The sequence below is a fragment of the uncultured Brevundimonas sp. genome, from assembly GCF_963975535.1.
Classification (GTDB): domain Bacteria; phylum Pseudomonadota; class Alphaproteobacteria; order Caulobacterales; family Caulobacteraceae; genus Brevundimonas.
This window is the reverse complement of sequence record NZ_CAXBHE010000012.1, coordinates 15525-39273: the sequence shown is the minus strand read 5'-3', so window position 1 is coordinate 39273 and position 23749 is coordinate 15525. Positions and strand designations below refer to the sequence as shown.

At 61.6% G+C, this 23749-nt stretch carries 34 protein-coding genes and 1 tRNA gene; 22 read left to right on the top strand and 13 right to left on the bottom strand.

The annotated features are described in order from the left end of the window. Positions 1-14 precede the first annotated feature (14 nt). The 12 genes from AACZ75_RS14330 to AACZ75_RS14275 form a co-directional block, all read right to left on the bottom strand. A complete protein-coding gene (locus AACZ75_RS14330) occupies positions 15-782 on the bottom strand; it encodes a DUF4942 domain-containing protein (protein WP_339873740.1) in 768 nt (255 codons plus the stop codon). After that, positions 779-1318, bottom strand: coding sequence for a DUF1643 domain-containing protein (locus AACZ75_RS14325; protein ID WP_339873739.1), 540 nt, complete (start codon positions 1316-1318; stop codon positions 779-781). Before AACZ75_RS14325 ends, AACZ75_RS14330 begins: the two co-directional genes overlap by 4 nt. Further along, entirely contained in the window at positions 1315-1542 is a 228-nt protein-coding gene (locus tag AACZ75_RS14320; RefSeq protein WP_339873738.1) for a hypothetical protein, read from the bottom strand. The genes AACZ75_RS14325 and AACZ75_RS14320 overlap by 4 nt, the downstream gene beginning before the upstream one ends. Then, positions 1539-3302: a YqaJ viral recombinase family protein gene (locus AACZ75_RS14315; RefSeq protein ID WP_339754048.1), complete on the bottom strand. Its 1764-nt coding sequence runs from the start codon at positions 3300-3302 to the stop codon at positions 1539-1541. Before AACZ75_RS14315 ends, AACZ75_RS14320 begins: the two co-directional genes overlap by 4 nt. Continuing rightward, positions 3299-4102, bottom strand: coding sequence for a hypothetical protein (locus AACZ75_RS14310; RefSeq protein WP_339754051.1), 804 nt, complete (start codon positions 4100-4102; stop codon positions 3299-3301). The genes AACZ75_RS14315 and AACZ75_RS14310 overlap by 4 nt, the downstream gene beginning before the upstream one ends. Continuing rightward, positions 4099-4314: a hypothetical protein gene (locus tag AACZ75_RS14305; protein ID WP_339754054.1), complete on the bottom strand. Its 216-nt coding sequence runs from the start codon at positions 4312-4314 to the stop codon at positions 4099-4101. Before AACZ75_RS14305 ends, AACZ75_RS14310 begins: the two co-directional genes overlap by 4 nt. Next, a complete protein-coding gene (locus tag AACZ75_RS14300) occupies positions 4311-4640 on the bottom strand; it encodes a hypothetical protein (RefSeq protein WP_339754057.1) in 330 nt (109 codons plus the stop codon). The genes AACZ75_RS14305 and AACZ75_RS14300 overlap by 4 nt, the downstream gene beginning before the upstream one ends. Continuing rightward, positions 4637-4807, bottom strand: coding sequence for a hypothetical protein (locus AACZ75_RS14295; protein ID WP_339754060.1), 171 nt, complete (start codon positions 4805-4807; stop codon positions 4637-4639). The genes AACZ75_RS14300 and AACZ75_RS14295 overlap by 4 nt, the downstream gene beginning before the upstream one ends. Next, positions 4804-5151: a hypothetical protein gene (locus AACZ75_RS14290; protein ID WP_339754063.1), complete on the bottom strand. Its 348-nt coding sequence runs from the start codon at positions 5149-5151 to the stop codon at positions 4804-4806. Before AACZ75_RS14290 ends, AACZ75_RS14295 begins: the two co-directional genes overlap by 4 nt. A 164-nt stretch (positions 5152-5315) precedes the next feature. Then, positions 5316-5918: a hypothetical protein gene (locus AACZ75_RS14285; protein WP_339754066.1), complete on the bottom strand. Its 603-nt coding sequence runs from the start codon at positions 5916-5918 to the stop codon at positions 5316-5318. A gap of 19 nt (positions 5919-5937) precedes the next feature. Then, positions 5938-6612 (bottom strand): hypothetical protein, encoded by a 675-nt coding sequence (locus AACZ75_RS14280; RefSeq protein ID WP_339754069.1) that lies wholly within the window; start codon positions 6610-6612, stop codon positions 5938-5940. Further along, a complete protein-coding gene (locus AACZ75_RS14275) occupies positions 6609-7187 on the bottom strand; it encodes a helix-turn-helix transcriptional regulator (protein WP_339754072.1) in 579 nt (192 codons plus the stop codon). The genes AACZ75_RS14280 and AACZ75_RS14275 overlap by 4 nt, the downstream gene beginning before the upstream one ends. Positions 7188-7512: 325 nt before the next feature. Between AACZ75_RS14275 and AACZ75_RS14270 the strand changes: the two genes are divergently transcribed. Beyond that, positions 7513-7923, top strand: coding sequence for a hypothetical protein (locus AACZ75_RS14270; RefSeq protein ID WP_339754076.1), 411 nt, complete (start codon positions 7513-7515; stop codon positions 7921-7923). A 101-nt stretch (positions 7924-8024) separates the two neighbouring features. Here AACZ75_RS14270 and AACZ75_RS14265 read toward each other — a convergent pair whose 3' ends face one another. Beyond that, positions 8025-8252, bottom strand: a complete 228-nt coding sequence (locus tag AACZ75_RS14265) for a hypothetical protein (RefSeq protein WP_339754079.1) — start codon at positions 8250-8252, stop codon at positions 8025-8027. Positions 8253-8541: 289 nt separating this feature from the next. Between AACZ75_RS14265 and AACZ75_RS14260 the strand changes: the two genes are divergently transcribed. The 21 genes from AACZ75_RS14260 to AACZ75_RS14160 all read left to right on the top strand — a co-directional run bounded on the left by AACZ75_RS14260 (position 8542) and on the right by AACZ75_RS14160 (position 23747). After that, positions 8542-8733 carry a hypothetical protein gene (locus AACZ75_RS14260; protein ID WP_339754082.1) on the top strand — a complete coding sequence of 64 codons (192 nt, stop codon included), beginning with the start codon at positions 8542-8544 and terminating at the stop codon, positions 8731-8733. Beyond that, entirely contained in the window at positions 8733-9671 is a 939-nt protein-coding gene (locus tag AACZ75_RS14255) for a hypothetical protein (protein WP_339754084.1), read from the top strand. The genes AACZ75_RS14260 and AACZ75_RS14255 overlap by 1 nt, the downstream gene beginning before the upstream one ends. After that, complete coding sequence (locus AACZ75_RS14250; RefSeq protein WP_339754087.1) at positions 9658-11454, top strand: toprim domain-containing protein; 1797 nt, start codon at positions 9658-9660, stop codon at positions 11452-11454. The genes AACZ75_RS14255 and AACZ75_RS14250 overlap by 14 nt, the downstream gene beginning before the upstream one ends. Then, positions 11451-11621 carry a hypothetical protein gene (locus tag AACZ75_RS14245; protein WP_339754090.1) on the top strand — a complete coding sequence of 57 codons (171 nt, stop codon included), beginning with the start codon at positions 11451-11453 and terminating at the stop codon, positions 11619-11621. Before AACZ75_RS14250 ends, AACZ75_RS14245 begins: the two co-directional genes overlap by 4 nt. Continuing rightward, positions 11618-12763 (top strand): site-specific DNA-methyltransferase, encoded by a 1146-nt coding sequence (locus AACZ75_RS14240; RefSeq protein ID WP_339754093.1) that lies wholly within the window; start codon positions 11618-11620, stop codon positions 12761-12763. The genes AACZ75_RS14245 and AACZ75_RS14240 overlap by 4 nt, the downstream gene beginning before the upstream one ends. Next, positions 12760-13200 (top strand): recombination protein NinB, encoded by a 441-nt coding sequence (locus tag AACZ75_RS14235; RefSeq protein ID WP_339754096.1) that lies wholly within the window; start codon positions 12760-12762, stop codon positions 13198-13200. The genes AACZ75_RS14240 and AACZ75_RS14235 overlap by 4 nt, the downstream gene beginning before the upstream one ends. Beyond that, positions 13197-13535, top strand: coding sequence for a Ref family recombination enhancement nuclease (locus AACZ75_RS14230; protein WP_339754099.1), 339 nt, complete (start codon positions 13197-13199; stop codon positions 13533-13535). Before AACZ75_RS14235 ends, AACZ75_RS14230 begins: the two co-directional genes overlap by 4 nt. After that, positions 13532-13738 (top strand): hypothetical protein, encoded by a 207-nt coding sequence (locus AACZ75_RS14225; protein ID WP_339754101.1) that lies wholly within the window; start codon positions 13532-13534, stop codon positions 13736-13738. The genes AACZ75_RS14230 and AACZ75_RS14225 overlap by 4 nt, the downstream gene beginning before the upstream one ends. A gap of 220 nt (positions 13739-13958) precedes the next feature. Beyond that, entirely contained in the window at positions 13959-14330 is a 372-nt protein-coding gene (locus AACZ75_RS14220; protein WP_339754103.1) for a VRR-NUC domain-containing protein, read from the top strand. Beyond that, a complete protein-coding gene (locus AACZ75_RS14215) occupies positions 14327-14476 on the top strand; it encodes a hypothetical protein (RefSeq protein WP_339754105.1) in 150 nt (49 codons plus the stop codon). Before AACZ75_RS14220 ends, AACZ75_RS14215 begins: the two co-directional genes overlap by 4 nt. A 25-nt stretch (positions 14477-14501) precedes the next feature. Next, positions 14502-14984, top strand: a complete 483-nt coding sequence (locus AACZ75_RS14210; RefSeq protein WP_339754107.1) for a sigma factor-like helix-turn-helix DNA-binding protein — start codon at positions 14502-14504, stop codon at positions 14982-14984. A gap of 35 nt (positions 14985-15019) precedes the next feature. Beyond that, positions 15020-15247 (top strand): hypothetical protein, encoded by a 228-nt coding sequence (locus tag AACZ75_RS14205; RefSeq protein WP_339873732.1) that lies wholly within the window; start codon positions 15020-15022, stop codon positions 15245-15247. Positions 15248-15475: 228 nt separating this feature from the next. After that, positions 15476-15585 (top strand) — tRNA-OTHER (locus AACZ75_RS14200). A 1425-nt stretch (positions 15586-17010) separates the two neighbouring features. Further along, positions 17011-17457 carry a terminase small subunit gene (locus AACZ75_RS14195; protein ID WP_339754111.1) on the top strand — a complete coding sequence of 149 codons (447 nt, stop codon included), beginning with the start codon at positions 17011-17013 and terminating at the stop codon, positions 17455-17457. Continuing rightward, positions 17426-18871, top strand: coding sequence for a phage terminase large subunit (terL, locus tag AACZ75_RS14190; RefSeq protein WP_339873730.1), 1446 nt, complete (start codon positions 17426-17428; stop codon positions 18869-18871). The genes AACZ75_RS14195 and terL overlap by 32 nt, the downstream gene beginning before the upstream one ends. Beyond that, positions 18868-20193 carry a phage portal protein gene (locus AACZ75_RS14185; protein ID WP_339754116.1) on the top strand — a complete coding sequence of 442 codons (1326 nt, stop codon included), beginning with the start codon at positions 18868-18870 and terminating at the stop codon, positions 20191-20193. Before terL ends, AACZ75_RS14185 begins: the two co-directional genes overlap by 4 nt. A 3-nt stretch (positions 20194-20196) precedes the next feature. Beyond that, on the top strand, positions 20197-21318 hold the full coding sequence (locus AACZ75_RS14180) for a DUF2213 domain-containing protein (RefSeq protein ID WP_339754119.1): 1122 nt from the start codon (positions 20197-20199) through the stop codon (positions 21316-21318). Continuing rightward, on the top strand, positions 21318-21803 hold the full coding sequence (locus AACZ75_RS14175; protein ID WP_339754122.1) for a hypothetical protein: 486 nt from the start codon (positions 21318-21320) through the stop codon (positions 21801-21803). Before AACZ75_RS14180 ends, AACZ75_RS14175 begins: the two co-directional genes overlap by 1 nt. A 12-nt stretch (positions 21804-21815) precedes the next feature. Further along, complete coding sequence (locus AACZ75_RS14170; protein WP_339754125.1) at positions 21816-22760, top strand: major capsid family protein; 945 nt, start codon at positions 21816-21818, stop codon at positions 22758-22760. Positions 22761-22840: 80 nt separating this feature from the next. After that, positions 22841-23380 (top strand): HNH endonuclease signature motif containing protein, encoded by a 540-nt coding sequence (locus AACZ75_RS14165; RefSeq protein WP_339754128.1) that lies wholly within the window; start codon positions 22841-22843, stop codon positions 23378-23380. A gap of 46 nt (positions 23381-23426) precedes the next feature. Then, positions 23427-23747, top strand: a complete 321-nt coding sequence (locus AACZ75_RS14160; protein ID WP_339754131.1) for a hypothetical protein — start codon at positions 23427-23429, stop codon at positions 23745-23747. Positions 23748-23749: the final 2 nt, after the last annotated feature.

Genomic DNA, 23749 nt, shown 5'->3' with positions numbered 1-23749 from the left:
TCGCTTCTTGGTTTTCATGCGGCCTCTCCCAATGCGTTGCCGCCGTAGTAATCGGCGACAACGGTGTTGATTCGCGCCAGCAACGCGCGGTCCTTGATGTGAATGTGGACGTTCCCGTTTTTGTGCGCCTTCAGCACGACGTATTCGTCGTGGAATGGCTCGCCCTGGGCCCATGCGGCGTTGATGAGCGACTGCACCGGGCCGTAGTCGAACTCGCGCTCGGTGAGCTTGTAGAGCACGCGCATGAAGTCGCGGACTTCGCCGTCGTAGTAGCAGGCGATCTGCCGGCCACGGAAATAACTGGCGCTTGACCAGCTCCGCACGATCATCTTCTGCGGCACGCTGAACCCGGCATCGGCGTGGCGTTTGTAGTCGCCGCTGAGCTTGCGGAAGATGGCCACCAAGCCACGCGCGAACAGGTGGTCTTTCTGCGGCAGGTACTCCATCAGGTTGGCGCGCAGGTTCGCTGCATTGAACTCGGGCGGGTTCTTTTCGAGCGAGTCGTCAAACTCTTTCCGCGCCTTCGCATCCCAAACCGCCTCGAAGCCGCCGATGCGGAATGCTTCACGCCATGCCTTGCGATCCAACTCGGCAATCAGCGTTTCGAGCGGTTGCTGAAAGCGCGCACCGAAGGGCATGGCGTGTTCGCGGATCATCGTCGCAGCTTCTGCAGCCTGTTCGATGCAGCGACCGGCCTCGCGCAGATGAGCGACAGCCTGGTCACGGTGGCGGACCATTTCGGCGATGGTGGGCGGAAGGCGTAGGGTGGTGGATAGGCTCATGCCTCGATCTCCACCGGAGTGGCTGCGTAGCCGATGTAAAGAGGGTGCTTGGGCGTTCCGTCAGCGTTGATGGCCAGCGCATGAAGTCGGATGCCCTGACGCCGCAGCATCTGCATGACCGCCGGGCCTCGGCCCATCAGGTTTCCGGGCTGGCCCCATCCGCAGATGACGATCCCGGCATCAGTGCAGGCCTCGGTGATTGCCGTGTCGTTGTGCCGACCGACGATGTCCCGACCCTCGGCGATGCGCTTCGGCAGTTGCTTGCTGTCGGTCTCGCGCCACGCGAAGACGTTGACGACAGAGACGGCGCCGTAATCTGCGCCCGCCGAGTTCCAGAGGCCCACACGACGCATGAAGCGCTCGATTGTTGGGTCGTTCTGCACCTCGGTGGCTGTGCTGGGGTTCATCGCGAGCAACACAGCCTTGGGCTCGTCCGACCACCGGCGAGACAGCAGGTACCGGTAGCGTTCGCAGTCGCTGAATACGGCCTCAGACCGAATGCCATCGGCTTCGTGGTGGCGGAAGATGAACGTCATGCGGCCACCCCCTCGCGCAAGGCCCCGCCGGCATCAACGCGGCTATGCCAGTGCAGCCAGCCGGACAGGGTGTAGCGATCGACCTCGATGCCTTCGTCGGCCAGGTGCTGCCGCGTCTCTTGCTGGGTGTAGCCGCGGGCGTAAATGAGGCGGGCGCGGCGCACGATTTGGTCGCTGTGGCGCGCCATCGGGTTATCGGCGCCGGGGCGGTAGCGGGAACTCATGCGGCGCGCCCCAGTTTGTCGGCGCTCATCAGGTGCCGAGACATGGCGCCAAGGATTCGCGGCAGGTCGGACGCCCGGTAGAGCTTCGCGGCCTTGTCGGTGGCGACGTGTTCGAAGCCGAGCTGCGCCAGGCCATCCGCGCTGATGGATAGCGGGGCGATCAGGGCGTTCAGTTCACCCAGGCGGATGCGGGCGCCGTCGTCGTTGGCGGACTTGATCGGCGTCGCGTCGTACTTGGGCGGTTCTTCGCTGCGTGCCATTGACTCGACTGCGGCGGCGCTGCGCTCTGCCGATGCGTGCGCCTCCAGTCGACGCCGGTCGTCGGCTTCCTGCCGCGCCTTGGCCTGCTCTTCCTGCCGGATGCGCTGGCGTTCCTGCTCGGCTTTTGCATCGGCCTCACGCTGGGCACGGGCCTCTTCCTCGGCGCGGATCTTTGCGCGCTCGGCATCGAGCCGGGCCTGCTCGCGCTGCTGGAATTCGGCGATGCGCGTCTTGATGAGGTTGCGCAGGTCGTCTTCGGACTTGCTGGTGACGAGCTGCTGAGCGTCGGAGAAAAGCGACTCATGCCCGGCGGCTTCGGTGCGCAGCAATTCCAGATTGGTGCGGATGCCGTTGGCGATACGGTCGGCCTCGATCTTGGCGCGTGCCAATTCGGTGCTGATGGCGTCGCGCAGGCTGGTCAGGGTCTTGAGCCCTTTGATCGCGCCTCCGAAATCGGCCGGCACGTCGGGCAGGCGAACCTTGCCGCCGAAGGTCTTGTTGATGGCCTCGACGTGCTCGCTGAACTGCGCGCGGGCCTTGGCCACTTCCTCGGTGCGAATCTGTTCCTTACGCGCCTTGGTGACCTTTTCGAGAAGCAGGCGCGTGCTGCGCGCGGTTTCGTGCAGGTCGGCAACTTGGCGTCGCATGGCCTCGACCGGGTCGATCTGCGCCAGCGCGGATTCTTCGGCGGTGGTCAGTGCCTCTTCGGCCTTTTTCAGCGTCTTGACTGCGGCCTCGGCATCGGCGAACGCCTGGTCGGTGTCGGGCTTCATGTCCAGGCCGGCGACGAATGCCTTGAGTCGGTCGCCGAACAGGTCGAGGTTGCTGATGACGGCGATTGCGCCGTCCATGCGCACCGAGACGGCGGGCAGGGATTCGGTGGGGGTGGCCACGACGACCGGGGCGGCTTCCTCGGGCACGTACGCGGCAACGTCGGCGTCGAACTGCTTCCACGCGGCGATTAGCTTCGGAATGTCGCCCTCGATGTCGGCGCGTTCGATGATCAGCGATTCGCTACCTTCCTCGGTGCCGTCGCCGCAGACGTAGATGCAGCGGGTCGCGGACTCGCACACGGCGAACTGCTGAACGATCTGCCAACGATCTCCCTCGGGAATGAAGCCGTCGCGGATCGTTTCCATCTTCGCGCGGTTGGCGAGCTTCACTTCGCAGATGGCGTCATCCAGCATCGTCACGCCGTCGAAACTGGCGCCCAAGTAACCGTCATCGCTGACGGCCACGGCGGGATAGAACTCTTCTCCGGCGATGCCTTCGGCAATGGCGCGAAGGGCGGGCTCCACTTCGTGGCCGCTATCAAAGCGGCGCTGTGTCGCTTCGTCGACCGTCGGCGCGATGCCGGTGGCGTAGCGCTTCACCAGTTCGCTGCGGGTGGTGTAGGGCGACACGCCCATAACGGCCGGCGCGTCACTGGCGTTACGGGTTGTGGCTCGGTGGGCATGCCACGCGGCATCGCCCTGGATCAATCCTTCAATGGTCTTCACTCAGGAATCTCCTGTTCTTGCGGTGGGTTGACCTTCGTGTCGGTCAGTTGCTTTTTCTGCTCGTCGGTCAGCAGGCCGCGTGTCTCGACCTTCTTGATCACGTCGGCGGCTGTGAACTGGCCGGATGCGATGCCCGCCTGCCATGCAGGCAAGTTCTTTTTGAACTGGTCGTCGGCGTATGGCATGAGCCCAGCGTTGCGGCCCACGTCATCGGCCGGCCGCAGGTGTTCGGGCAGGTCTTCGATGTCCTGGTCAAAGCAGTCCGACGCGCCGGTCACGGTCAGCGTCATGTCGATCTGTGCGCGCTTTTTCGCCATCTTGAGGATGGTGTTGGCCACGTCAGCCGGATCCGTGCGGACCTGCTTGTCTTTGTAATTGCCGAATTTGATGCGGCGGCGGTTCTCAGGCGTGGCGTTCCACTCTTCGTCGTACGCCTTCTTCCACTTGTATTTCTCTTCGTTGGATGAGCATTCGCCGATGCCCTCACCGAGAAGCGTGCCGCTCTGTGAGTGGGTGCCGATGACGCGAACTTGGTAACGGATGCAGTCGTCCGTAGACAGGTCTGTCACCTGAATGCTGGTGGCGATCTGGAAGGTGGCCAAAAGCACTTCGGAGCCCGGCTTGTACAGGCTCGGCTTCTTGCAGCCGGGGATGACGCCGTAATGCACGTCGCGCTTCATGACCGCGCTCATCACCTGCTGAATGGTGTTGACCCGTTCGCGGATGTCGAGTGCGGTCAGTGCCCGGCCTTCCTGCCGAACAAGCGGACGCGCCTGCTCAATGGTTGCAATCGCTGTCACGACTTAACTCCTTTGATCGCGCCACTCCGGCGCATGGGGATGACGTTGCTCGGCACGTAGCCGGGCACCATGTCGATGTCGGTGATGCCCGGCTCTGAGTGCGTGGCCGTGAGCCGAAAGCCCATGCGTTGCGCGACTGAGGCAAGGGCCATCGTCACGCTCATGGCGCTGGCGTCGGCGGGGAGGCGGACGCGGATGGTTTGGGTGCTCATGCGTCACCGCCCATCGCAGTAATCAGCGCGGCGGCGTCGTCACACGCTTTCAAGCCCTGTGGAGTGCTGCACTCCATGTGCTCGACGCAGCCGATCAGTGCTATCAGCAGACTGTCGCGCTGGGCGTTTGCCTTCGCCAACTCAGCCGCCGCTTGATCCAGATCGTCGAGGAGGTTTCGGGCCGCGCGATCGCCAGACCGGACAAGTTCGAGCAACGCGCCGGCGAGGCTTCCTGGGTCGTCGCGCTGGACATAACCGCCGTCTTCGCGCTCAGACATGCTGCCGGGATAGGCGCTGTCAAAGCCCCTGATGCGCAGGGCACTCATTTGCCACCCCCCAGAACCGCCGCATTCCGCTCGCCATTGGCCCGCAGTGCGTCGGCTTCGCGAGCGATCCGCCCGACGGTTGCCGGGTTGGGCTCCCAGCCATCGGGCAGGTCTGCCCACTCCGGCAGGGGGTTGTTGATCAGCAGATTGATGAGGGCGCGGATCATGCTTCCACCTCATCGCGTAGAGCCGCATAACGCTCATCAGCCGCATATTCCTCATCGGCCAGACGGTTTTTGCGCATGCGGTCCCACACCTGTTCGTCGTCCAGGTTGGCGGCGATGAAGGCGCGATAACGCTCTTTGAAAACGATGCCGATGATGTCGTTGCTGTTGTTGATCAGGGCGTCGTTCAGCTCGTCCATGAACACATCGGCGGCGAGGCTGTTGTCGTTCGCCTCGGCCTTGAAATAGCGGGCCAGCCAGTCGCCTGAGTCCTCTCCGTAGGTGGCCTCGATTGCGAGTTCTTCGCGGGCTTCCTGCTCGGGGGTGGTGTAAGTCTTGCGTGCCATCTCGTTCTCCATTCGGCCCGTGGTGGGGCGATGGAGTACATATTACAGAAAGCTGTAGGCGCATGCAACAGGATTCTGTAATTATGATTCAAGGCAAATCAACCACTTAGCTAGCGCCCACAAAAAACCCCGCACTTGGCGGGGTTAGGTGAGCCGAAAGGCCGTCAGTTTATGGTGACCTGCGGCGGGCCATCGCCTGAGACAGAACACTCCGCATTGCCTGGCAGCTCCTGACCCATGCGGTTTTTGCTTTTGAACTTCATCGTGACAAGCCACGTGCCGGTTGTTTTGTTGCTTATCGCTTGGGTCGAAAGCGTGGCGGGGTTGAAGCTGCTGGGAACTGCGAGGTTTGCCCGGATAGCATCGCGGCATTTGACAATCGCATCACCCTTGCTGATCCCTGCGAGCTTCTGAGACTGAGAGGCCGTAGCCGCCCGCTGGTTCGCTTGTGCCTCTGTGAGATAGAAGCGCTCGCCATTGCGGCAGTCTGCAAACAGGACGATGTTGTTCGGAGGGGATGATCGACCATCAGACAGGGCGACAATTTCCACCTTGTCGCATTTGCTATTGGCCGCCACAGTTTGAGCACCGTTTTTGATGGCTTTGTTGATGCGAGCCACGCCAGCTTCGCCCCAGCGCTCGAACGTCTTGGGGTATCCGCTGCGGGTGACCGGCAAGTCAGCGCCGGGCGTAATTTTGGGATTAGCCGTGGCGGCTGCACAGATGAAGATGCAGGACAACAGAATTGCTTGCATTGCGGTTTTCATTTGTCGCTCCGTGGTCGCGCTACTGCGTGGAGATGATCTGCAACACTCGCCCGTCAATCGCTGTTCTGGCCGTCCAGGTGTTGACCACCTTGCCGCCGAAAGCGTTGGCGCCGCGAAAGGACGTGGTGACGATTAGATGATCGCCGTTGTCACGGTATCGCGTGTCCACATGCTCGTACGAATCAGGGTCGTTCATGGCCGCCTTGATTCGTTGCGTCAGCTCGATGTGTGAGCCATTCCAGACGCTGAACCCAATCGACAGTTCGTCGTGCCGAATCTCGGCATCGGTTTTCGGAGGCGCTGGGGCGTCCGGCCCAAAGAAAAGCCAGACAGCAGATAGCGCAATGACCACGGTGGCAAGCGATACACCTACTTTGATCGATAGGTCTTCTCTGTCGCGAGAGCGCTGAATCTTGGCTATGCGCTCCGCTTCGGCTACGGCGGCAGCGTTCTCCCGAAGAAAATCGTCGGTTTTGCGTTGGCGCACTTTTGCCCTGATCTGCTCGGTCAGCGAATCATCATTTTTGCTTGTCACTCGATGCCCCTGCAAATCACAATCCACCAGCGCAGACCATACCGCACGCTCCTCGCTGATCCAAAACGCCCACCAGGGGCGGACCTGCCGGTACGACATCGCAAACTCGCGTTGCAGGCCGTAGCGGGCGGCGAGGGCGAGGGCGGCGGGATAGGTCATGCCGTGATTTTTGGCGGCGCGTCGACAGGCCCTCCAGACAACAGCACCAGCTCGGCGAGCGCCTTGGCACGTTCGTCGGGGATTGTTCGCCCCATCAGTTCGACGGCGCGCAATAGGGATTGCTGGGCGGGCGTCATCTTGGCCCCGATCCATCCGCCTTCACGCTGCTGAATGCGACGGGTTTCGCTTGTAGAAGCTGGCCCCGCAATGGCAAGGGGTGGAGCGGGGAGCGCCAATGTCGGCGCCTCCTTTCCTGTTGCTAGGTATTCAACCGAGACTCCTAGCGGGGCCGCCAACTGGTGCAACTTTGTCGATGAGCGCATGCCGCCGTTCTCGATTTCAGCGATGGTGCTATAGCCGACCTTCGAGCGCTTAGAAAGCTCGGTGCGCGACATGCCTGCGCGCGCGCGTGCTTTCTTGATTCTGTCACCTACCGATTCCATGCGCCGATAGTCACAGAACGCTGTAACAGAATGCTGTTGACGTGCGCTTACAGTATCCTGTAAATTAGGTTGCATGACATGGAAACAGCGAATTGATGAACTGATGTTGAGCGGCGAATCGGTCGATTCCATCGCTCGGCACATGGGCGTAACTGCCAATGCAGTGCGTGAAATTATCAAAGGGCGAACCGCCGCCCCGCGCGCAGATGCCGCCATCAGTTTGTTGGCGCTGCATCAATCCCTCATCCGTAGCACCCCCTCCACCAGCGAGGCGGCGTGAACCTTTCTCCTCTCCCTGTCCCGTCACCCCTCGCGGGGCAGGGCGATTCCCCGGCGCGTGTTCTCCAGATCGCGCGTCGGGCCTTTTATTCCTCGCGTCGTGTTCGCTCGTATTCATGGGCCTTTTTTTGCCCTGATTCCGACTTACAACGCAACGCAATTTCCTTGTAGGTCGCCCATGGACATGCAATTGGACCTGCGCGTTAAGCGCCCGGCACTGCAAATCGACCTGTCGATTTTGCCGAATATCCGCAGCCTGCATCACGCTTGTGCGCGGGCCGCTGAGATGTCCGGCAGCTATGACAAGGTGGTTGCAATCGATACCGGCGTTGATGCTCCGACATGGGCACGCATCAAGCAGGGCGACGCCGGGATAAAGGGCGATTTTCTGGATCGCCTGATGGATGCCACAGGGACCGACCTGCCGCTTCTCTGGCTGGCCTACAGCCGGGGCTATGACCCGACATCGCTGCGCAAGCGTGAGAGCGAATTAGAGGGCCGTTTGCGGCAGGAGCGCGAGAAGCGCGAAGCCGCCGAAGCCGAGTTGGCGACGATCAAAAGCTTTCTGCGCGACACCCGCGCCGCATGACCACGCCCGCCCGCTTTCCGCGCTTGGAGTTCAGCGCTCGCCCGCGCAAGCCGCGCCAGGGCCATCCTTCGAAGCCCGTGGCGCTGCGTTCGGTGCCCAGATCACAGGAGCGCCGGGAGCTGGAACTGCAGCTTCGTGGCGCGCGGCTGACGGCGCGTGAGCGGAATCGGTTGCAAATGGAGCTTGATGCACTTGAGGCGCGCGAACGTGGATAGCGCTTGGACAAGGTGCGTCGATTGCTCGCACTTCGTGCCCGACGCGATCAATCCCGAAGCGGGCGCTGGCACCTGCTCAATCGGCGTCAGCGGCAAGAGCATCGCATCGCGCAAGCGCGCCGATCAATCTTGGTATGCCGACGTCTGTTGGCCGCATGCGGAGCGATTCTGCCGCGAGCACACGGCGCATCAGCGGTACGAAATGAGCAAGGCCGATTGGGTCCACGCGAACCCATAGGCAAGCCCTGCCGATTACGAGCGGGCCATCCGCAGCATTGCGGACAGGGAGGGCGTGTGAGCGCCCGCAACGACTATCTCGGCACGGTGTTGCAACACCGGAGGGCGCGCTGCCATCCCGCGCCCTCACGCCGGGGCCTTTTCTCTGGATGGCGAGGAAATGAGCATGGCAGATGAATTAAGTGAGGCGGCGCAGCTTGCCAAAGCAGCGATGGCGCATCCGGCAGTGATGCAGCTTTTGTCTGATCTGACTGGCTGGGGCGACATGGACATGGAGTTTTCAGCAGAGAGGAAGGCCGGATTTGAAGCAGCGTTTCGCGCCGCATCGATCATGGTTGAGCTGGGTGTAGAGATCTGATGGACGCCCGCATTTCGCTCGAACTGCCGCGTCATCCGAAAACCAAAAAGCTCATCCGCCGCATTGGTGAGGGTGGCGCGTTCAGGTTGGTCTGCCTATTCCTATGGGTGGCTGGCAACCGATCATCTGGCGATCTGGAAGGCTTGACCGACGAGGACATCGAGCTCGCCGTTGACTGGACTGGCGAGCCTGGGGCTTTTGTCGCCGCGCTTGCTGATGTCGGATTTCTGGATGGCGCAGAGGGCACGCGAAGCGTCCACGACTGGGCAGAACATAACCCTTGGGCTGCGGGTGCCGAAGCGCGCTCAGAGAAGTCTCGGTGGGCTGCGCTGTGCAAGCAACACGGACGGAAATCTGCTGCCAAGCTCATGCCCGACTATGCAGAAAAGTTGCTAGAAGCAAGCTCGACGCATGCGGGTAGCACCGAAACACAGTGCCAAGATAGTGCCAGTGGCATGCCATTGGCAGGTTTTGGCAGTGCCCCGTCTCCGTTACCGTCTCCGTCTCCGTCTCCGTCTCCGTTACCGTTTCCAAAAGAAGAAAAAGCAAAAGACACGCGCACCGAAGTGCGCTTGCCGCCTGATGGCGGCGATGATTCCCCAACGCCCAAGAAATCCAAAACCGTGACGGCCAAGCAGATGGCGGCGGAAGGGGTGAACGACCAGCACGCCGTGGACTGGCTGGCAGTGAGGGCGAAGCATCGGGCGCCGCTGACCGTGAGCGCATGGGAGGCGGTGAAGCGAGAGGCGGCTTCCGCCGGGCTTTCACCGGCTCAGGCCGTGAAGATGGCTGCGGAGAATGCTTGGCGCGGGTTCAAGGGCGATTGGTGCAAGGACCAGCAGGCAGCCGGGCAGGCTATCCCCGAGTGGGAGCAGCGCATCATCGACGAAAACAACCGGGCATTCCCCGGACCAGGGGCCGCCAATGCGAGCCACTGAAATCGCACAACGCCTGGCCGGGGACGTGGAGCGGGCCTGCCTGCACCTGCTGAGGGACGGCAAGCGCAAGGGCCACGAATGGATCTGCGGCGACCTCGACGGCAGCGCCGGGGAAAGCCTGAAAGTTCACCTGACCGGCGAGAAATCCGGCGTGTGGTCCGACTTCGCAACCGGCGAAAGCGGCGACATGATCGGCTTGTGGATGCAGACGCAGAACGTCGATTTGCCGACCGCTTGCCGCGAAGCGATGGATTGGCTTGGCATCAAACAGCCGAAGGTCGAAGCCCCAAAGCGCCGATTCAGCAAGCCCGCCAAGGAGGGCGTTAGCTCGCTGCCGCCGCAGGGTGCCGAGTGGGTTCGCTCAGTGCGAAAGATCAGCGACGCGGCCATGGCGGCGTACAAGCTGGCATTCAAAAAGGGCGCGCTGATGTTCCCGTATCTTCGTGACGGGGACTTGATCGCGGCGAAGTACCGGGCCATTCCGGAAAAGAAATTCTGGACCGATGCCGATTGCGAGCCTTGCCTGTTCGGCTGGCAGGTGATCGACCCCGGACAGCGCCGGGTGATTCTGGTGGAAGGCGAGTTCGATGCGTTGGCAATGTGGGATTACGGCATGCCCGCGCTATCGGTTCCGTTCGGTGGCGGCGACAAGGGCAAGCAACAGTGGATCGATAACGAGTTCGACCGGCTGGCCTGTTTCGATGAGATCGTTTTGGCGCTCGACAGCGATGCAGCGGGCGCCCAGGCCACCGAAGAAATCGCCAAGCGTCTTGGCCGCGAACGTGTCCGCGTGGCCGTACTGCCGCGCAAGGACGCGAACCAGTGCCTGATCGATGGCATCCCCGCTGATGAGATGCGGCGGGCCGTTGACAGCGCGAGAAGCCTTGACCCTGAGAACCTGAAAAGCGCGGCGGACTACGCCGATGCGGTGTGGGCCGAACTGAGCAAAACGGGGCCAGAGGCGGGCATTCGGCTGCCGTGGAGCGGCAAGGCTCAATCGCTTGTGTTGCGGCCCGGCGAAACCAGTCTTTGGGCTGGAATCAACGGCCACGGGAAGTCGCAAGTTGTCGGGATGATTGCCGTCAGCGCTGTAAAGATGGGCCACCGGGCTTGCATTGCCAGCTTGGAGTTCACGCCGCCCAAGCTGTTGCGTCGGTTGCACATTCAGGCCATTGGCCGTCGCGAGCCGACCGAGGGTCAGTCCCGGATGCTCTCGCAAAGTTGGCGCGATTCGCTTTGGGTGTTCGACCCCGGCACGAAGGACAAAGCCGACACGCTGATCGAAACCATGCGTTACGCCGTGAAGCGCTACGGCGTGGAATTGTTCGTGATCGACAACCTTTCCAAGCTGGGCATCAAGGACGACGACTACGCCGGACAGCAATCGTTCGTGGATCGTCTGTCGGACTTCTCGCGCACCGAAAACACGCACGTTGCCCTGGTGCACCACGTCCGCAAGACCGAGAAGGGCGAGAGCCAACTGCCCGAGAAGGGCGACATCAAAGGTTCCGGCGGTATTGTGGACATGGTGGATACCGCCGTCATCGTCTGGCGCAACAAGCCAAAAGAAGCGGACGTGCGAAAGGCCGGACGATTGACGCAAGACCTGATCGTTAGGCCCGACTGCATGTTGGGCTGTGTGAAGCAGCGCAACGGAGACGAGGAGCCCTTCATCTCGCTTTGGTTCGAGTGGCAGACGTACCGCTATTTCGACAGGCCGCCGACCTTGCCGGAATACGCGGATGGAAGCCCGTCATGGCATGACCAGGAGGCTTTCACATGAGCGCCGATGACCTCGTTGACGGCCTCACCAGCGTTCAATGCCGACAGGGCATGCGGCTGTTTATGCGGGCAATTCAGCGCCACGACGAAACGATGGATCACGCCAAGCTGGTGAAAGAGCTTGAGCGGATTGTGAGCGAGGTGGAAGTGATGGCGGTGACGGCATGAGCGTGCGAATCATCACTGGCGATTGCTTGACAGCAATGCGTGATCTGCCGGATTGCAGCGCCGACGCAGTGGTGACCGATCCTCCATACGGCCTTTCGTTCATGGGCAAGAAGTGGGACTACGACGTGCCGAGCACTGAGATATGGGCCGAGTGCTTGCGCGTGCTGAAACCGGGCGGCCACCTGCTGGCGTTCGCTGGCACGCGCACGCAACACCGCATGGCAGTTCGCATCGAGGACGCCGGTTTCGAGATTCGGGACATGATCGCGTGGGTCTATGGCTCCGGATTCCCAAAGTCGCACAACGGCGAGTGGGGCGGGACCGCGCTGAAGCCCGCGCTAGAACCGATCACCGTCGCCCGCAAGCCTCTCATCGGCACGGTAGCAGCGAACGTGCTGGAGTATGGCACCGGGGCGATCAATGTTGATGGGTGCCGGGTAGGCACGGAAGGGGCGACGAAGCGGTCAGGGCAAGCCGAATATCCAAAGAACCCGGACGGGACAGAAGATCGAAGCGGCTCGTGGGCGCGAACCGGACACGCTATCGAAAATATCGACGCTGGCCGCTGGCCCGCCAACCTGATCCATGACGGCAGCGACGAGGTTCTGGCGGCGTTTCCTGTGACGGGGGCTTCGAGTGGTGCGCCGCGCAATAACAACACCTCGCTCGGCTCCAGTGGCGCCAACGTGTTCGGCAAGGGTGGTGCGTTTGTTGGTGCTGGCCATGCAGACAACGGCGGCTCAGCCGCCCGTTTCTTCTACTGCGCCAAGGCCAGCAAGCAGGATCGGGAAGAAGGGCTGGAGCATCTTGACGCAGTGCATCGCCCAAACGGGAACAAGTGGACGGATCAGGATTACCGTGTGGCTCGTGGCGAAAGGCCGCCGAGTGCAGAAAGCGGTCCACGGCGAAACACCCACCCTACCGTGAAGCCTACCGACCTGATGCGCTACCTCTGCCGTCTGGTGACCCCACCGGGCGGCGCGGTGCTCGATCCGTTTATGGGCAGCGGCAGCACTGGGAAAGCTGCGGTGATTGAAGGCTTTGGGTTCGTCGGCATCGAGCGCGACGCTGAATACGCGGAGATCGCCAAGGCACGTATCGCGGCCGCGACGATGCCCCTATTCGCCGAGGTGGCCGCATGACCACCCTCACAGCAACCCGCGAAAGCCTCGCCCGCGTCTGGCGCCAGATCATGGAGGCCGTCGAGACGCAGGGGCCGCAGGACATCACGCTCAAGGCGCACCGGGACACGCGGAGCGCGGTCCAAAACCGACGAATGTGGGCCATGTTGGGCGACATCGCCCGGCAGGTGGAATGGCCGGTTGACGGCCGCATGCAGCGCCTCACGCCGGATGACTGGAAGCATGTGCTGTCGGCTGGCCTGAAACGTCACCAGCGCGTCGCCATGGGAATCGATGGCGGCTTCGTCATTCTCGGGCAGCGCACCAGCAAGATGACGATTGCGGAGATGGGCGACTTGATCGACCTCATGTATGCGTTCGGCAATGACCGTGGCGTTGTGTGGTCCGACCCTGAGTTTCAGTCGCTGATGCAGGCTGAACAGGAGCGGGCGGCATGACCCTACACAACAGCACCGGCAAGGCCACGAAGGCCCAACAGGCCCGCTTCGAGCGGATCAAGGAAATCGGTTGCATCTGCTGCCTCAAAACGCTGTACGTATATGAGCCGCCAGAGATCCATCACATCACCGACTGTGGCCGCCGCCGTGGGCATGACTACACCATCGGCCTTTGCCCATGGCATCACCGCGGCGTTTCGATTCTGCCGGTGCAGATGGCAGAGCTTGCAATGGGGCCGAGCCTCGCGCGTGGCGCGAAGCCATTCCGGGCGCATTGGGGCACCGATGACGAGCTGCTGGCCGAACAGAATCGGTTGATCGGGGTGGCGGCATGACCCCCCTATCCCTAGACGTGAGCCGCTGCGCCGGTCGCATCGGACTGGGGCCGTCCGACCCGATCTGTGATGAGCGCGAAAGCTGCGCCCGGTATCGGACGATTGAAATCGATCAGGTGCCGGACTACCGGGTCGTGTCGTTTGCGACGCACATGCGCGATGACGATGGTGTGTGCCGGGGCAAGATTGAGGTGGTGGGATGAGCCTTCGAGGAATCACAGACGGAAGCGATCAATGCGAGTGCCATCGGTGCATTGATGAGCAACGCAAGGGCGCCTCATTTGGTGGCTTCTTTGCGCCGCTATCCGCGACGAAGATGATCTTGTGCGGCACTTGCGGTTGCAAGCGCTGCCCGAAGGCTAGCGACCACCGGCTTGATTGCACAGACAGCAATGAGCGTGGGCAGGCCGGGAGCATCTACGCATGACCTGCCCAACCGAACACGTCGAGCAAGTGGCCCTGATGCGTTGGGCCGCTGCGTCAAAGGCCGCGTATCCCGAACTGGCGCTGTTGTTCGCGGTGCCAAACGGTGGCCATCGGAGCAAAGCCACTGCCGGGCGGCTCAAAGCCGAAGGTGTGAAACCCGGCGTTCCTGATCTTTGCCTCCCCGTGCCCCGTGGCGGCTCCCACGGGCTCTTTGTGGAGCTTAAGCGGCGCAAGGGCAGCACTACGTCACCCGAGCAGCGCGAATGGCTCTCACGGCTCGCTGGGCAGGGTTACGCCACGGTCGTGGCCAAAGGCTGGGATGAGGCGGCGGAATCGATCACGCGGTATCTGAGCATGGAGGCTGCATGAACCTCAAAGTCGAATCAGACCGGAAGCTGAAAGCGCGCCTGTTCAACCAGCGCCCACCCAGGCCGGGCAGCCCGCAAGCCGATGCGGCCAATCGAATCAGAGCCGAGATCGTCGCGGAGATGGAGAGGCGAGGGTTGCGACAGTGATGGCGGCACGACCGGGAGAGAAAATTTGAACGCTGCGACGATGATGCCAATCGAGATGCGGAACGTGCGCGCACGGTTCAAGCGCAACGATGTGTTCACCGAGATCATGCGCGACTGGGGCGGCTGGGCACGGGTCAAGCGTCCAGGCCTCGGCAGCGGTGGCAGCGTCGAACAACAGGAGCGTTATGTTCGCTCACCGGGAACGCACTCTGACCCGATGCTCGCCGAGCTGATCAAGGCCGATGAGGACGGGCAGGGGCTCTATCGCACCATCGATGCCCGCGTGATGGAGTTGCATCAACAGGCCCGCGACATCATCCGTGCGCGCTTCATCCGCATGATGTCGTTGCAGGAGATCGCCGACAAGGCGCGGGCCGACCGAGACTTGGTGAGCATCCTCCACGACCGAGCGCTGGGCACGCTCCGCGAAGCCGTCCGCCACTACGCCATGACGACGTATGACCGCGCCATGATGGAGACGTACGGGCGTCGAATCAGGGACATTTGACAATCGCGGAATTAGTGCGTATAAGAAAGCGCATAGTGCAGAAGTTGACTAAAGAGCCCGCCGACCAGCGGGCTTTTTGCGTTGGAGGACCTGAAATGCTCGGATCAATTCTCGGAATTGTCGAAGACGTGGCGAAGATCGCCATTGCGCCAGTGAAGATCGCGGCGGACATGACCCGCACCGTGACCAAGCCCATGGCTGATGCTGCTGTTGACGCAGCGGATAGCGTCGAAGAAGCCACCAAGGGCGCCCGTGGCGACTGACGGGTACGACGGTTTTTGATTCTCGGACAGCCGAGAGCTTTGAAGGATGCGGCACCAGCCAAGTGCGTAGCGCGAGGCCCCGGACGGCATCGCTTGAAAGCGGAAGCCTGTAGCACAGGCACTCGGAAGTCGCGGATCGACGCGGAGTCATGACCGATTAGATCGTGTGTCGAAGGCGTAGCACAGCACCGCGCAGCCGGATTGGCGATCCGGCCCGCTTTCATTCACAGCAGGGTAGCTCAGTGGCAGAGCCGGAAACCTGAGGATTCCCGAGGCGGCAGGAAATGGCCGCAACGTCTCAGGCCAGCGCGCCGGTTCAACTCCGGCCCCTGCTTCCAATGTGGGACGCGAGATGGTCTCGGCCGGGTCTCCAAGGAGGCAGGAATGAAGGTTTGCGGGACGTGCGGCGATGAAAAGCCGGCAAGCGCGTTCTACGCTCACGCGCGCAAAGGGCTCCAGTCGTCTTGCAAGGCGTGTAAGGCCGAGTACAACCGGCGGCACTACAGGGCAAACACCTCTCGCTATATGGCCAGTGCCGCAAGAAATCGCTCCCTTGATGGCCGGTTGAGAAGCCAATACGGCATCAATGCGGAGCAGCACCGGAAGTTTCTCGAAGCTCAGAACGGGAGTTGCGCGATCTGCCTGGCCTCGTTTGAGGGTCGCAGGACATGCGTAGATCACTGTCATAAGAGCGGGAGGGTTCGCGGGTTGCTTTGTGCGAAATGCAATTCGGCAATCGGCTTTCTTTCTGATAGCACCGACGCCCTGAGACGAGCAATCGAATATCTGGATCGCTGACCAGGTTCGATTCCACGGTCCTGCGCCAACATCATGCGGTTGCTCCGTTCCAGGCTAACGGGGCCGGTCCCTCAAACGAAAGCGGCTCGCCAGCCGACCGAAGGGCATGAACTGACCTGAGTGGCATCAGGTCGCGGGACCAGTAACCCGCAGATGACCACCAGCGCTGTAAGCCGCTGCAACGCAGCAAGCGCGCCGGACGCTGTAACCGGCGACCCACTTCACCCTTCTCCCCGTCCAGCATCGCTCAGTCGATAGCGAGGGAGGCCCCGTGTATGCGGGGCATCTATTGGCCCTGCCGGCGGTGGTCGGCACAACTCTCGGGAATCTCAATGACCAAGAATCTTGTTGGCCAGAAGTTCGGACGACTAGAGGTATTGGAGCGGATCGGAGTGCGTAAGTACCCGACGTACCAAAGAACAATCTGGCTCTGCAGATGTGAATGCGGCGTTGAGCGAGAGTTCTCTCAAGGACAGCTAACACCCACCGGTTCAAGGTCCTGCGGCTGCCTCATAAAGGAGGCGGAAAACAAGAGATCAACAAAGCACGGTAAGCGCGGCTCAATAACCTACAGCTCGTGGCACAACATGAAGCAAAGGTGCAACAACAAGAGAAACCTTTCTTTCAGGTGGTACGGAGCGATTGGGGTCAAGGTCTGTCCGAGGTGGGAGGAATCCTTCGAGTCGTTTCTCGCTGACATGGGAGAGCGCCCAAGCCCCGCTCATTCGATTGACAGAATAGACCCAACTCTGGGTTATGCGCCCGGCAATTGCCGATGGGCGACGTCGAAACAGCAGTCTCGCAATACCAGGAAGGCCGTGCCGCTAGAAATTGGCGGCAAGAAGATGTTCGCGGCTGACTGGGCGGACCAAGTTGGGATCAGCCGAAGGTTAATAACCAGACGCCTGCGGCGCGGATGGAGCCCAGAGCGGGCCATCTCACGTCCGGCTTAATGAGGGCGCGTTATGGCTCTCACGCCGAAACAAGAGAAGTTCGCCCAAGCAGTAGCGTCCGGAATGAATCAGTCCGACGCATACCGGCACGCATACACCGTGAAGAGCATGAAGCCTTCCAGCGTGAATGTGAACGCAAGCAAGCTGATGGCCGACGCTAAGGTGTCGCAAAGGGTGGCCGACCTACGCAAGCCGATGGCGGAAGCCGCCCAGGTAACGCTTCGCGGGCACCTTGAAGACCTCAAGATGCTGCGCGATCTGGCGATTGATGAAAAGCAGATCAGCGCCGCTATCGCTGCCGAGGTGGCACGCGGCAAGGCTGCCGGTGTGCATGTTGAGAGCCTGAATCATCACCACAGTGGCGCGGTTGCCGTGGCCACCATCGATACCTCGAAACTCTCCAACGGCACGATTGCCGAGCTATTACGTGCCCGCCGCGCTGAAACTGACCCCGGCTGATTGGCTGGCAATCGAGCGTGAGGCGTGTAAGCGCTCGCTTGCGACCTTCGTTCAGCAAGCGTGGCACGTGATCGAACCCGGTCAGCCGTACGTTCATGGCTGGCACATTGACGCGGTAGCAGAGCATCTTGAGGCGGTGACCGACGGGCAGATCACGCGACTGTATATCGCGGTGCCGCCCGGAAGCATGAAGTCATTGATGGCGTCGGTGTTCTGGCCAGCGTGGCAGTGGGGGCCGAAGGGTCAGGCGCACAAGCGGATCATCGCCACGTCGCACGCCGAAGGACTGGCGATCCGCGACAACCTGCGTTGCAGGCGCTTGATTGAGTCGGACTGGTATCGCTCGCTTTGGCCAGAGGTCAAGCTGACCGGCGACCAGAACGAGAAAAAGAAATTCGAGAACACCGCGACGGGCTTTCGGCAGGCCATGCCATTCGGCAGCCTGACCGGCTCACGCGGTGACAGCATCGTGATCGATGACCCGTTATCGGTTGACGACGCAGCAAGCGAGGCGAAGCGGGAAACGGTGAACACCACGTTCCTTGAGGCCGTTCCGACTCGTCTGAACAACCCGGACAAGTCCGCCATCGTCTGCATCATGCAGCGGTTGCATGAACGCGATGTCATCGGAGTGATCGAGGCTAAAGGTTTGGGCTATGACGCCCTTGTGCTCCCCATGGAGTTCGAGCCGGATCGGCGCTGCAAGACCAGCATAGGGTTCACGGACCCGCGCACAAACGACGGCGAGCTGCTGTTTCCCGAGCGCTTCCCGCCCGCTGTGATTGAGCGCGACAAGAAGGTGATGGGCAGCTACGCATGGGCCGGGCAGATGCAACAGCGCCCGGCACCGCGCGAAGGTGGCCTGTTCAAGCGGGCGTGGTTCGAGATTGTCGACGCAGCCCCGGCAAGTCGCCGCAAGGTGCGCCGCTGGGACTTGGCCGGAACCGAGGCAAAGGGCACCGGCGATCCTGATTGGACCGTGGGCCTGCTGCTGAGCGAACAGGCCGGAATCTATTACGTCGAGGCCGTGACGCGCATCAGAGAGGCGGCGGCAGGCGTGGAGCGCACGATCAAGGCGACCGCCTTGCAAGACGGCAAGTCAGTCCCGATTGTGTTGCCGGAAGACCCCGGCAGCGCTGGCAAAAGCTACGCGTCGTATCTGGTGCGCCTGTTGGCCGGTTGGAATGCCCGAGCCGAACGCGAGACCGGATCGAAAGAAGTGCGCGCAACCCCGGTATCGGCCCAGGCCGAAGCGGGGAATATCAAGCTCGTTCGCGGCAGTTGGAACGAAGCGTTTTTAGACGAGGTGAGTATGTTTCCGAACGCAGCCCATGATGACCAGGTGGACGCGCTTTCGGGGGCGTTTGCTGCCCTGTTGTCTGGCAGCAGCTACAACCTGGCCAACGTCGCATGACGACCGTCCAGAACAACGACAGCCTCAAGAACTTGGTTGCCAATCTGGGCACTGAGCGCGACAAGGCATCGGGCACGTTCTACACCGCGCCGTGCACGAACGACGACCAGTTGTCGAACATGTACCGCTCGGCATGGCTGCCGAAGAAGATCGTGGACATCCCGGCCCTTGATGCGTGCCGCAAGTGGCGCAACTGGCAGGCTAAGTCCGCCGACATCACGAAGATCGAAGCCGAGGAAAAGCGGCTGGGCTTGAAGGCAAAGGTTCTCGAAGCGTGGACGCGGGGCCGTCTTTACGGTGGCGCCGGGCTGTACATCGGGACCAACGATGCTGACCCCTCGAAGCCGCTGAACCCGCAAACGGTCAAGGCTGGGGGGGTGCGTTATCTCACCGTTCTGAGCCGCCGCGTGCTGAACCCGAAAGAGCTTGAGACCGACCCGCTGTCGGAGTTCTACAACCTGCCGCGCGCTTACGATGTCTCGGGCAGCGGTGGCAATCAACAGATCCACCCGTCTCGCATCGTGCGATTCATCGGCAACCCGCAGCCTGACCCCGAATTGGTTACGGGCTTCGATTATGGGTGGGGCGATTCAGTGCTTCACGCCTGCATCGATGCCGTCAAGAACGCCGATGCCACGGGCGCCAACATCGCCTCACTGGTGTTTGAAGCGAAGATTGACGTGATCAAGATTCCCCGGTTCATGGAAGGCATGGCCGATCCGGAATACCGGCGTCTTGTGGTGGAGCGCGCAACGCTCGCAGCCATGGCCAAGGGCATCAACGGCGCGCTTCTGATCGACTCGGAAGAGGACTATCAGCAGAAAAGCGCCACCTTCGCGACATTGCCGGACGTGCTGAATACCTTTTTGCAGATCGTATCCGGCGCTGCCGACATCCCGATGACGCGGCTACTCGGGCAATCGCCCGGCGGCATGAGTGCCACGGGTGAATCGGACCTGCGCAACTACTACGACCGCATCCAGAGCATGCAAGAACTGGTGTTGCAGCCATCAATGCAGATTCTCGATGAATGCCTGATCCGCTCCGCGCTCGGGTCGCGCCCCGATGACCTGTATTACGAGTGGGCGAGCCTGTGGCAGACCACGGCGAAGGAACGTGCCGACATCGGCAAGGCAACTGCCGAGACGATCAAGACGCTTCGTGAGACTGCCCTGATCCCCGACGACGCGATGAGCCGGACGGCCGTCAACATGCTGACCGAGCTTGGCGTTGCGCCTGGCCTTGAGGCGGCGATTGCGGAGTTCGGCGCAGAGCTGGACGAAGACGAAACCGATCCGGCTGAAGTAACCCCGGAGGAATAGACCATGCAGAAATTCAATGACGCCGTCACTGCGACAGGCGTCCGCCGAACTGTGGACGGCTATCTGGTCGCGGACGTTCGCGCAGCCCGCACGGGTATTCAGGAGTACGCCGGGCGTGAGCTTGGCCGCCCCGATATGCCTGTTGTGCGCGTGTATCGGCCAGAGGGTGAGGTGTTCGCACGCGACAGCCTTGCCAGCTACGCCCACAAGCCCGCAACCAACGACCACCCGGCGGCATTCGTGACCGCTGACACGTGGAAAAAGGATTCCATCGGGCAGATCGGTGACGACATCGTTCGAGACGGCGATCACGTTCGCGTGCCGCTGATCCTGATGGATGCCGGGGCGATCAGCGATTACGAAAAGGGCAAGCGCGAGCTTTCCATGGGCTACCTCGCGGAGATCGTTTTCGATTCCGGCGAATCGCCCGAAGGCGAGACGTATGACGCAGTACAGCGGGACATCCGCATCAATCACATCGCCCTTGTCAGTAAAGGCAGGGCGGGTAGCACACGCATCGGGGATTGGCGCGCCCCCGGTGAACCGGATCGCGCCGACATCCAATCTCCCAAGGAGAACCCCATGAGTGACAGCAAGACCCGGACGATCCTGGTTGACGGACTGTCGGTTGAAACGACCGATGCCGGTGCCCAGGCAATCGCCAAGCTACAGAGCCAGATGAAGGACGCCGAAGTTGCGCGTCAATCGCTGGAAGACACCCACGCCAAGGCCATTGCCGCCAAGGATGCCGACCTCGCAAAGCGTGATGCCGAGATCGACAGCCTGAAAGGCAAGGTGCTCAGTGATGCCGATCTGGACGCCCGCGTTCAGGCCCGCGCTGACCTGATCGCAACCGCCAAGGGCATCGCAGATCAGGACTACACCGGCAAGTCGGATGCAGACATCCGCAAGGCCGCTGTGGCTGCCAAGTGCGGCGACGCGGCGATCAAGGACAAGACGGCGGCGTACATCGATGCGCGCTTCGACATCCTCGCTGAAGACGCTGCATCCGATCCCGTGCGCAAGGTGCTGATCAAGGGCGTTGACCGAAAGACCGCCAACGACAACGGGTATGCGGCTTCTGTCGCCGCCCTGAACGAACCCAACAAGGGAGGTAACCAGTAATGGCTATCCAAACCAACTACCCCGAAACCCAGGCCGTCGCCGTAGCGGGTATGCCCGCCACGATGATCAATGGCCCGATCATCTCCCGCACCGTGGAAACGGCAGTCATCGGCTTCGGCCGTGCCGTCACCCAGGGCGCGACCGACAAGGGCGTCGAAGCCTTCGGCTCCGGTGACACCACGTTCGTGGGCATCACCTTGCTGGATCGATCGGCGGCCGGCATGACGGTCGTTGACGGCCAAGTCACCGCCCGGACGGTTGATTCGTTCGGCATCGGCGAATCGGCCCGCATCGCCCCCGTGGGCAGTGGCCGTGACGTCTGGGTCGTCTGCGCAAGCGGCTGCACCGCAGGCGACGGCGTTTTCGTCCGCCCGTCCAACGGCGACTTCCAGGACAGCAACGCCAACTCGGCGGTGCAAATCCCTGGCGCCCGTTGGGACACCTCCGCATCTGCCACCGGCCTTGCCGTTGTGCGTCTGGCTTAAGGAGCCAATACCATGAGCAATCCTCTTTTTGATGCACAGTCCGCGCTCGGATTCGTCATCGCCCAAACCTCGATCATCGAGCCGGGCGTTTACGCAACCCGCTACCCGGACATTCAGTACCGGGGCCTGATCCCGGTTGACACCTCCGGTTCGGAGTTCGCCAGCTCGGTGACCTATTTCAGCTCTGACCGCCACGGTGCGGCTGACTGGATCAATGGCAATTCCGACGACATCCCGAAAGCGGGCACCACCCGGTCGAAGTTTGAAACCCCGGTGCACACCGCTGGCATCGGCTACGGCTGGGGCTGGGAAGAAGTGGGCCGTGCGCAGTTGCTCGGCATCAACCTAGCCAACGAAGACGCCATGGCCGCACGTCGTGCCGCCGAAGAAATGGTCGACCGCGTTGCGCTGTTGGGCGATGCCTCGAAGGGCTTCACCGGCCTGTTCGATGCGCAGGGCGTGACGGCTGGCGCTGCTGCCACCGGCAACTGGGGCGTTGTTGGCGCCCCCGGAAGCGCCACGCCTGACCAGATGGTCGAGGACATGAACAGCGCGATCCTGAATGTGTTCAACGGCACGAACACGGTTGCAATGGCCGACACGCTGCTCCTGCCGTGGCTGAAGTTCCAAGTCATCGCCACCCGGCGCATGACCACGGACAGCGACGAGACGGTGCTGAGCTTCTTCATCCGCAACAACGTGTACACGGCAATGACCGGCCGCCCGCTGACCATTCGTGGTCTGCGTGGGCTGGATGCGGCTGGGGTTTCTAGCGTTCCGCGAATGATTGCGTATCGCAACGATCCGCAGGTGCTTAAGCTGCACATGCCGATGCCGCACCGGTTCCTGCCGGTGTACCAGTCGGGTCCGCTGCGTTGGGACGTTCCGGGCGTGATGCGCCTGGGTGGCCTCGACGTTCGTCTCCCGAAGGAAGTCGCCTACGTTGACGGCGTATAGCATCTGAGGTAGAAAGACGAAGGCCCGGGGTGCGTCAACACCCCGGGCCCTCTTCCACACAACAACCGTTGGGGGTTGCTATGGGCAAGTCGGAGTTTACTCCAAAGGAAACTCTTCGCGAGCGGCGGTGTTTCACCGCAGAAGAGGTCAGAAACCGTCTCGACTATGATCCGGAGACCGGCATTTTTCGCTGGAAAGTCCGCGTCATGTGCTTTGGCGGCGGACGTTTTCATGGCGATGAGGCTGGAACTCTCAAAGACGGCTACAAAATAATCATTTTGTTCGGACGGCAATATCGCGCCCATCATCTGGCGTGGTTGCTTATGACCGGAGAATGGCCGCCATCTGACATGGATGTCGATCATAAGAATCGCATTCGAAATGACAACCGATGGACGAATCTGCGAATTGCTTCAAGGGCTCAAAACAACCTCAATACTCGAACGTTCCGCAAGAGCAGAAGCGGTCATCGTGGAGTCCATAAAAACAGAGCGAATGGGTGGTTTGCCCGTATTTCTGTTGAAAAGCGAGTGATTCATTTGGGGTGTTTTGCCACCCTTCCGGAGGCCATCGCGGCGCGAAGGGAGGCTGAGTTGAAACACTACGGACAATTCATATAGTTCAGAGCCCCGGTTTTCCGGGGCTTTTCATTTACAAGGATCGAACATGGCCATCATCACCAACAATCACAAGTCGCCGCTGGGTCTGCCCGGCGGGACGGTTCTTGATCCCGGCGTGAAAACGTCCGTGCACAACTGGAACGCGGTCAAGGACAACAAGGTCGTCGCCGCGTGGGTCAAGGCCCGCATTCTGATCGTCGAGGCCGAAGCCGCCCCCGTCGCTGCCCCCAAGGCTGCCGTGGATGACGACAAGGGCGCGATTCTCGCCGCCCTGGCCGAGCGCGGCATCAAGAAAGACCGACGCAGTTCGCTGGAAAGCCTTAAGGCCGCATTGGCCGAGGCGGATGAAGAAGAACCGGAAGCCTGATC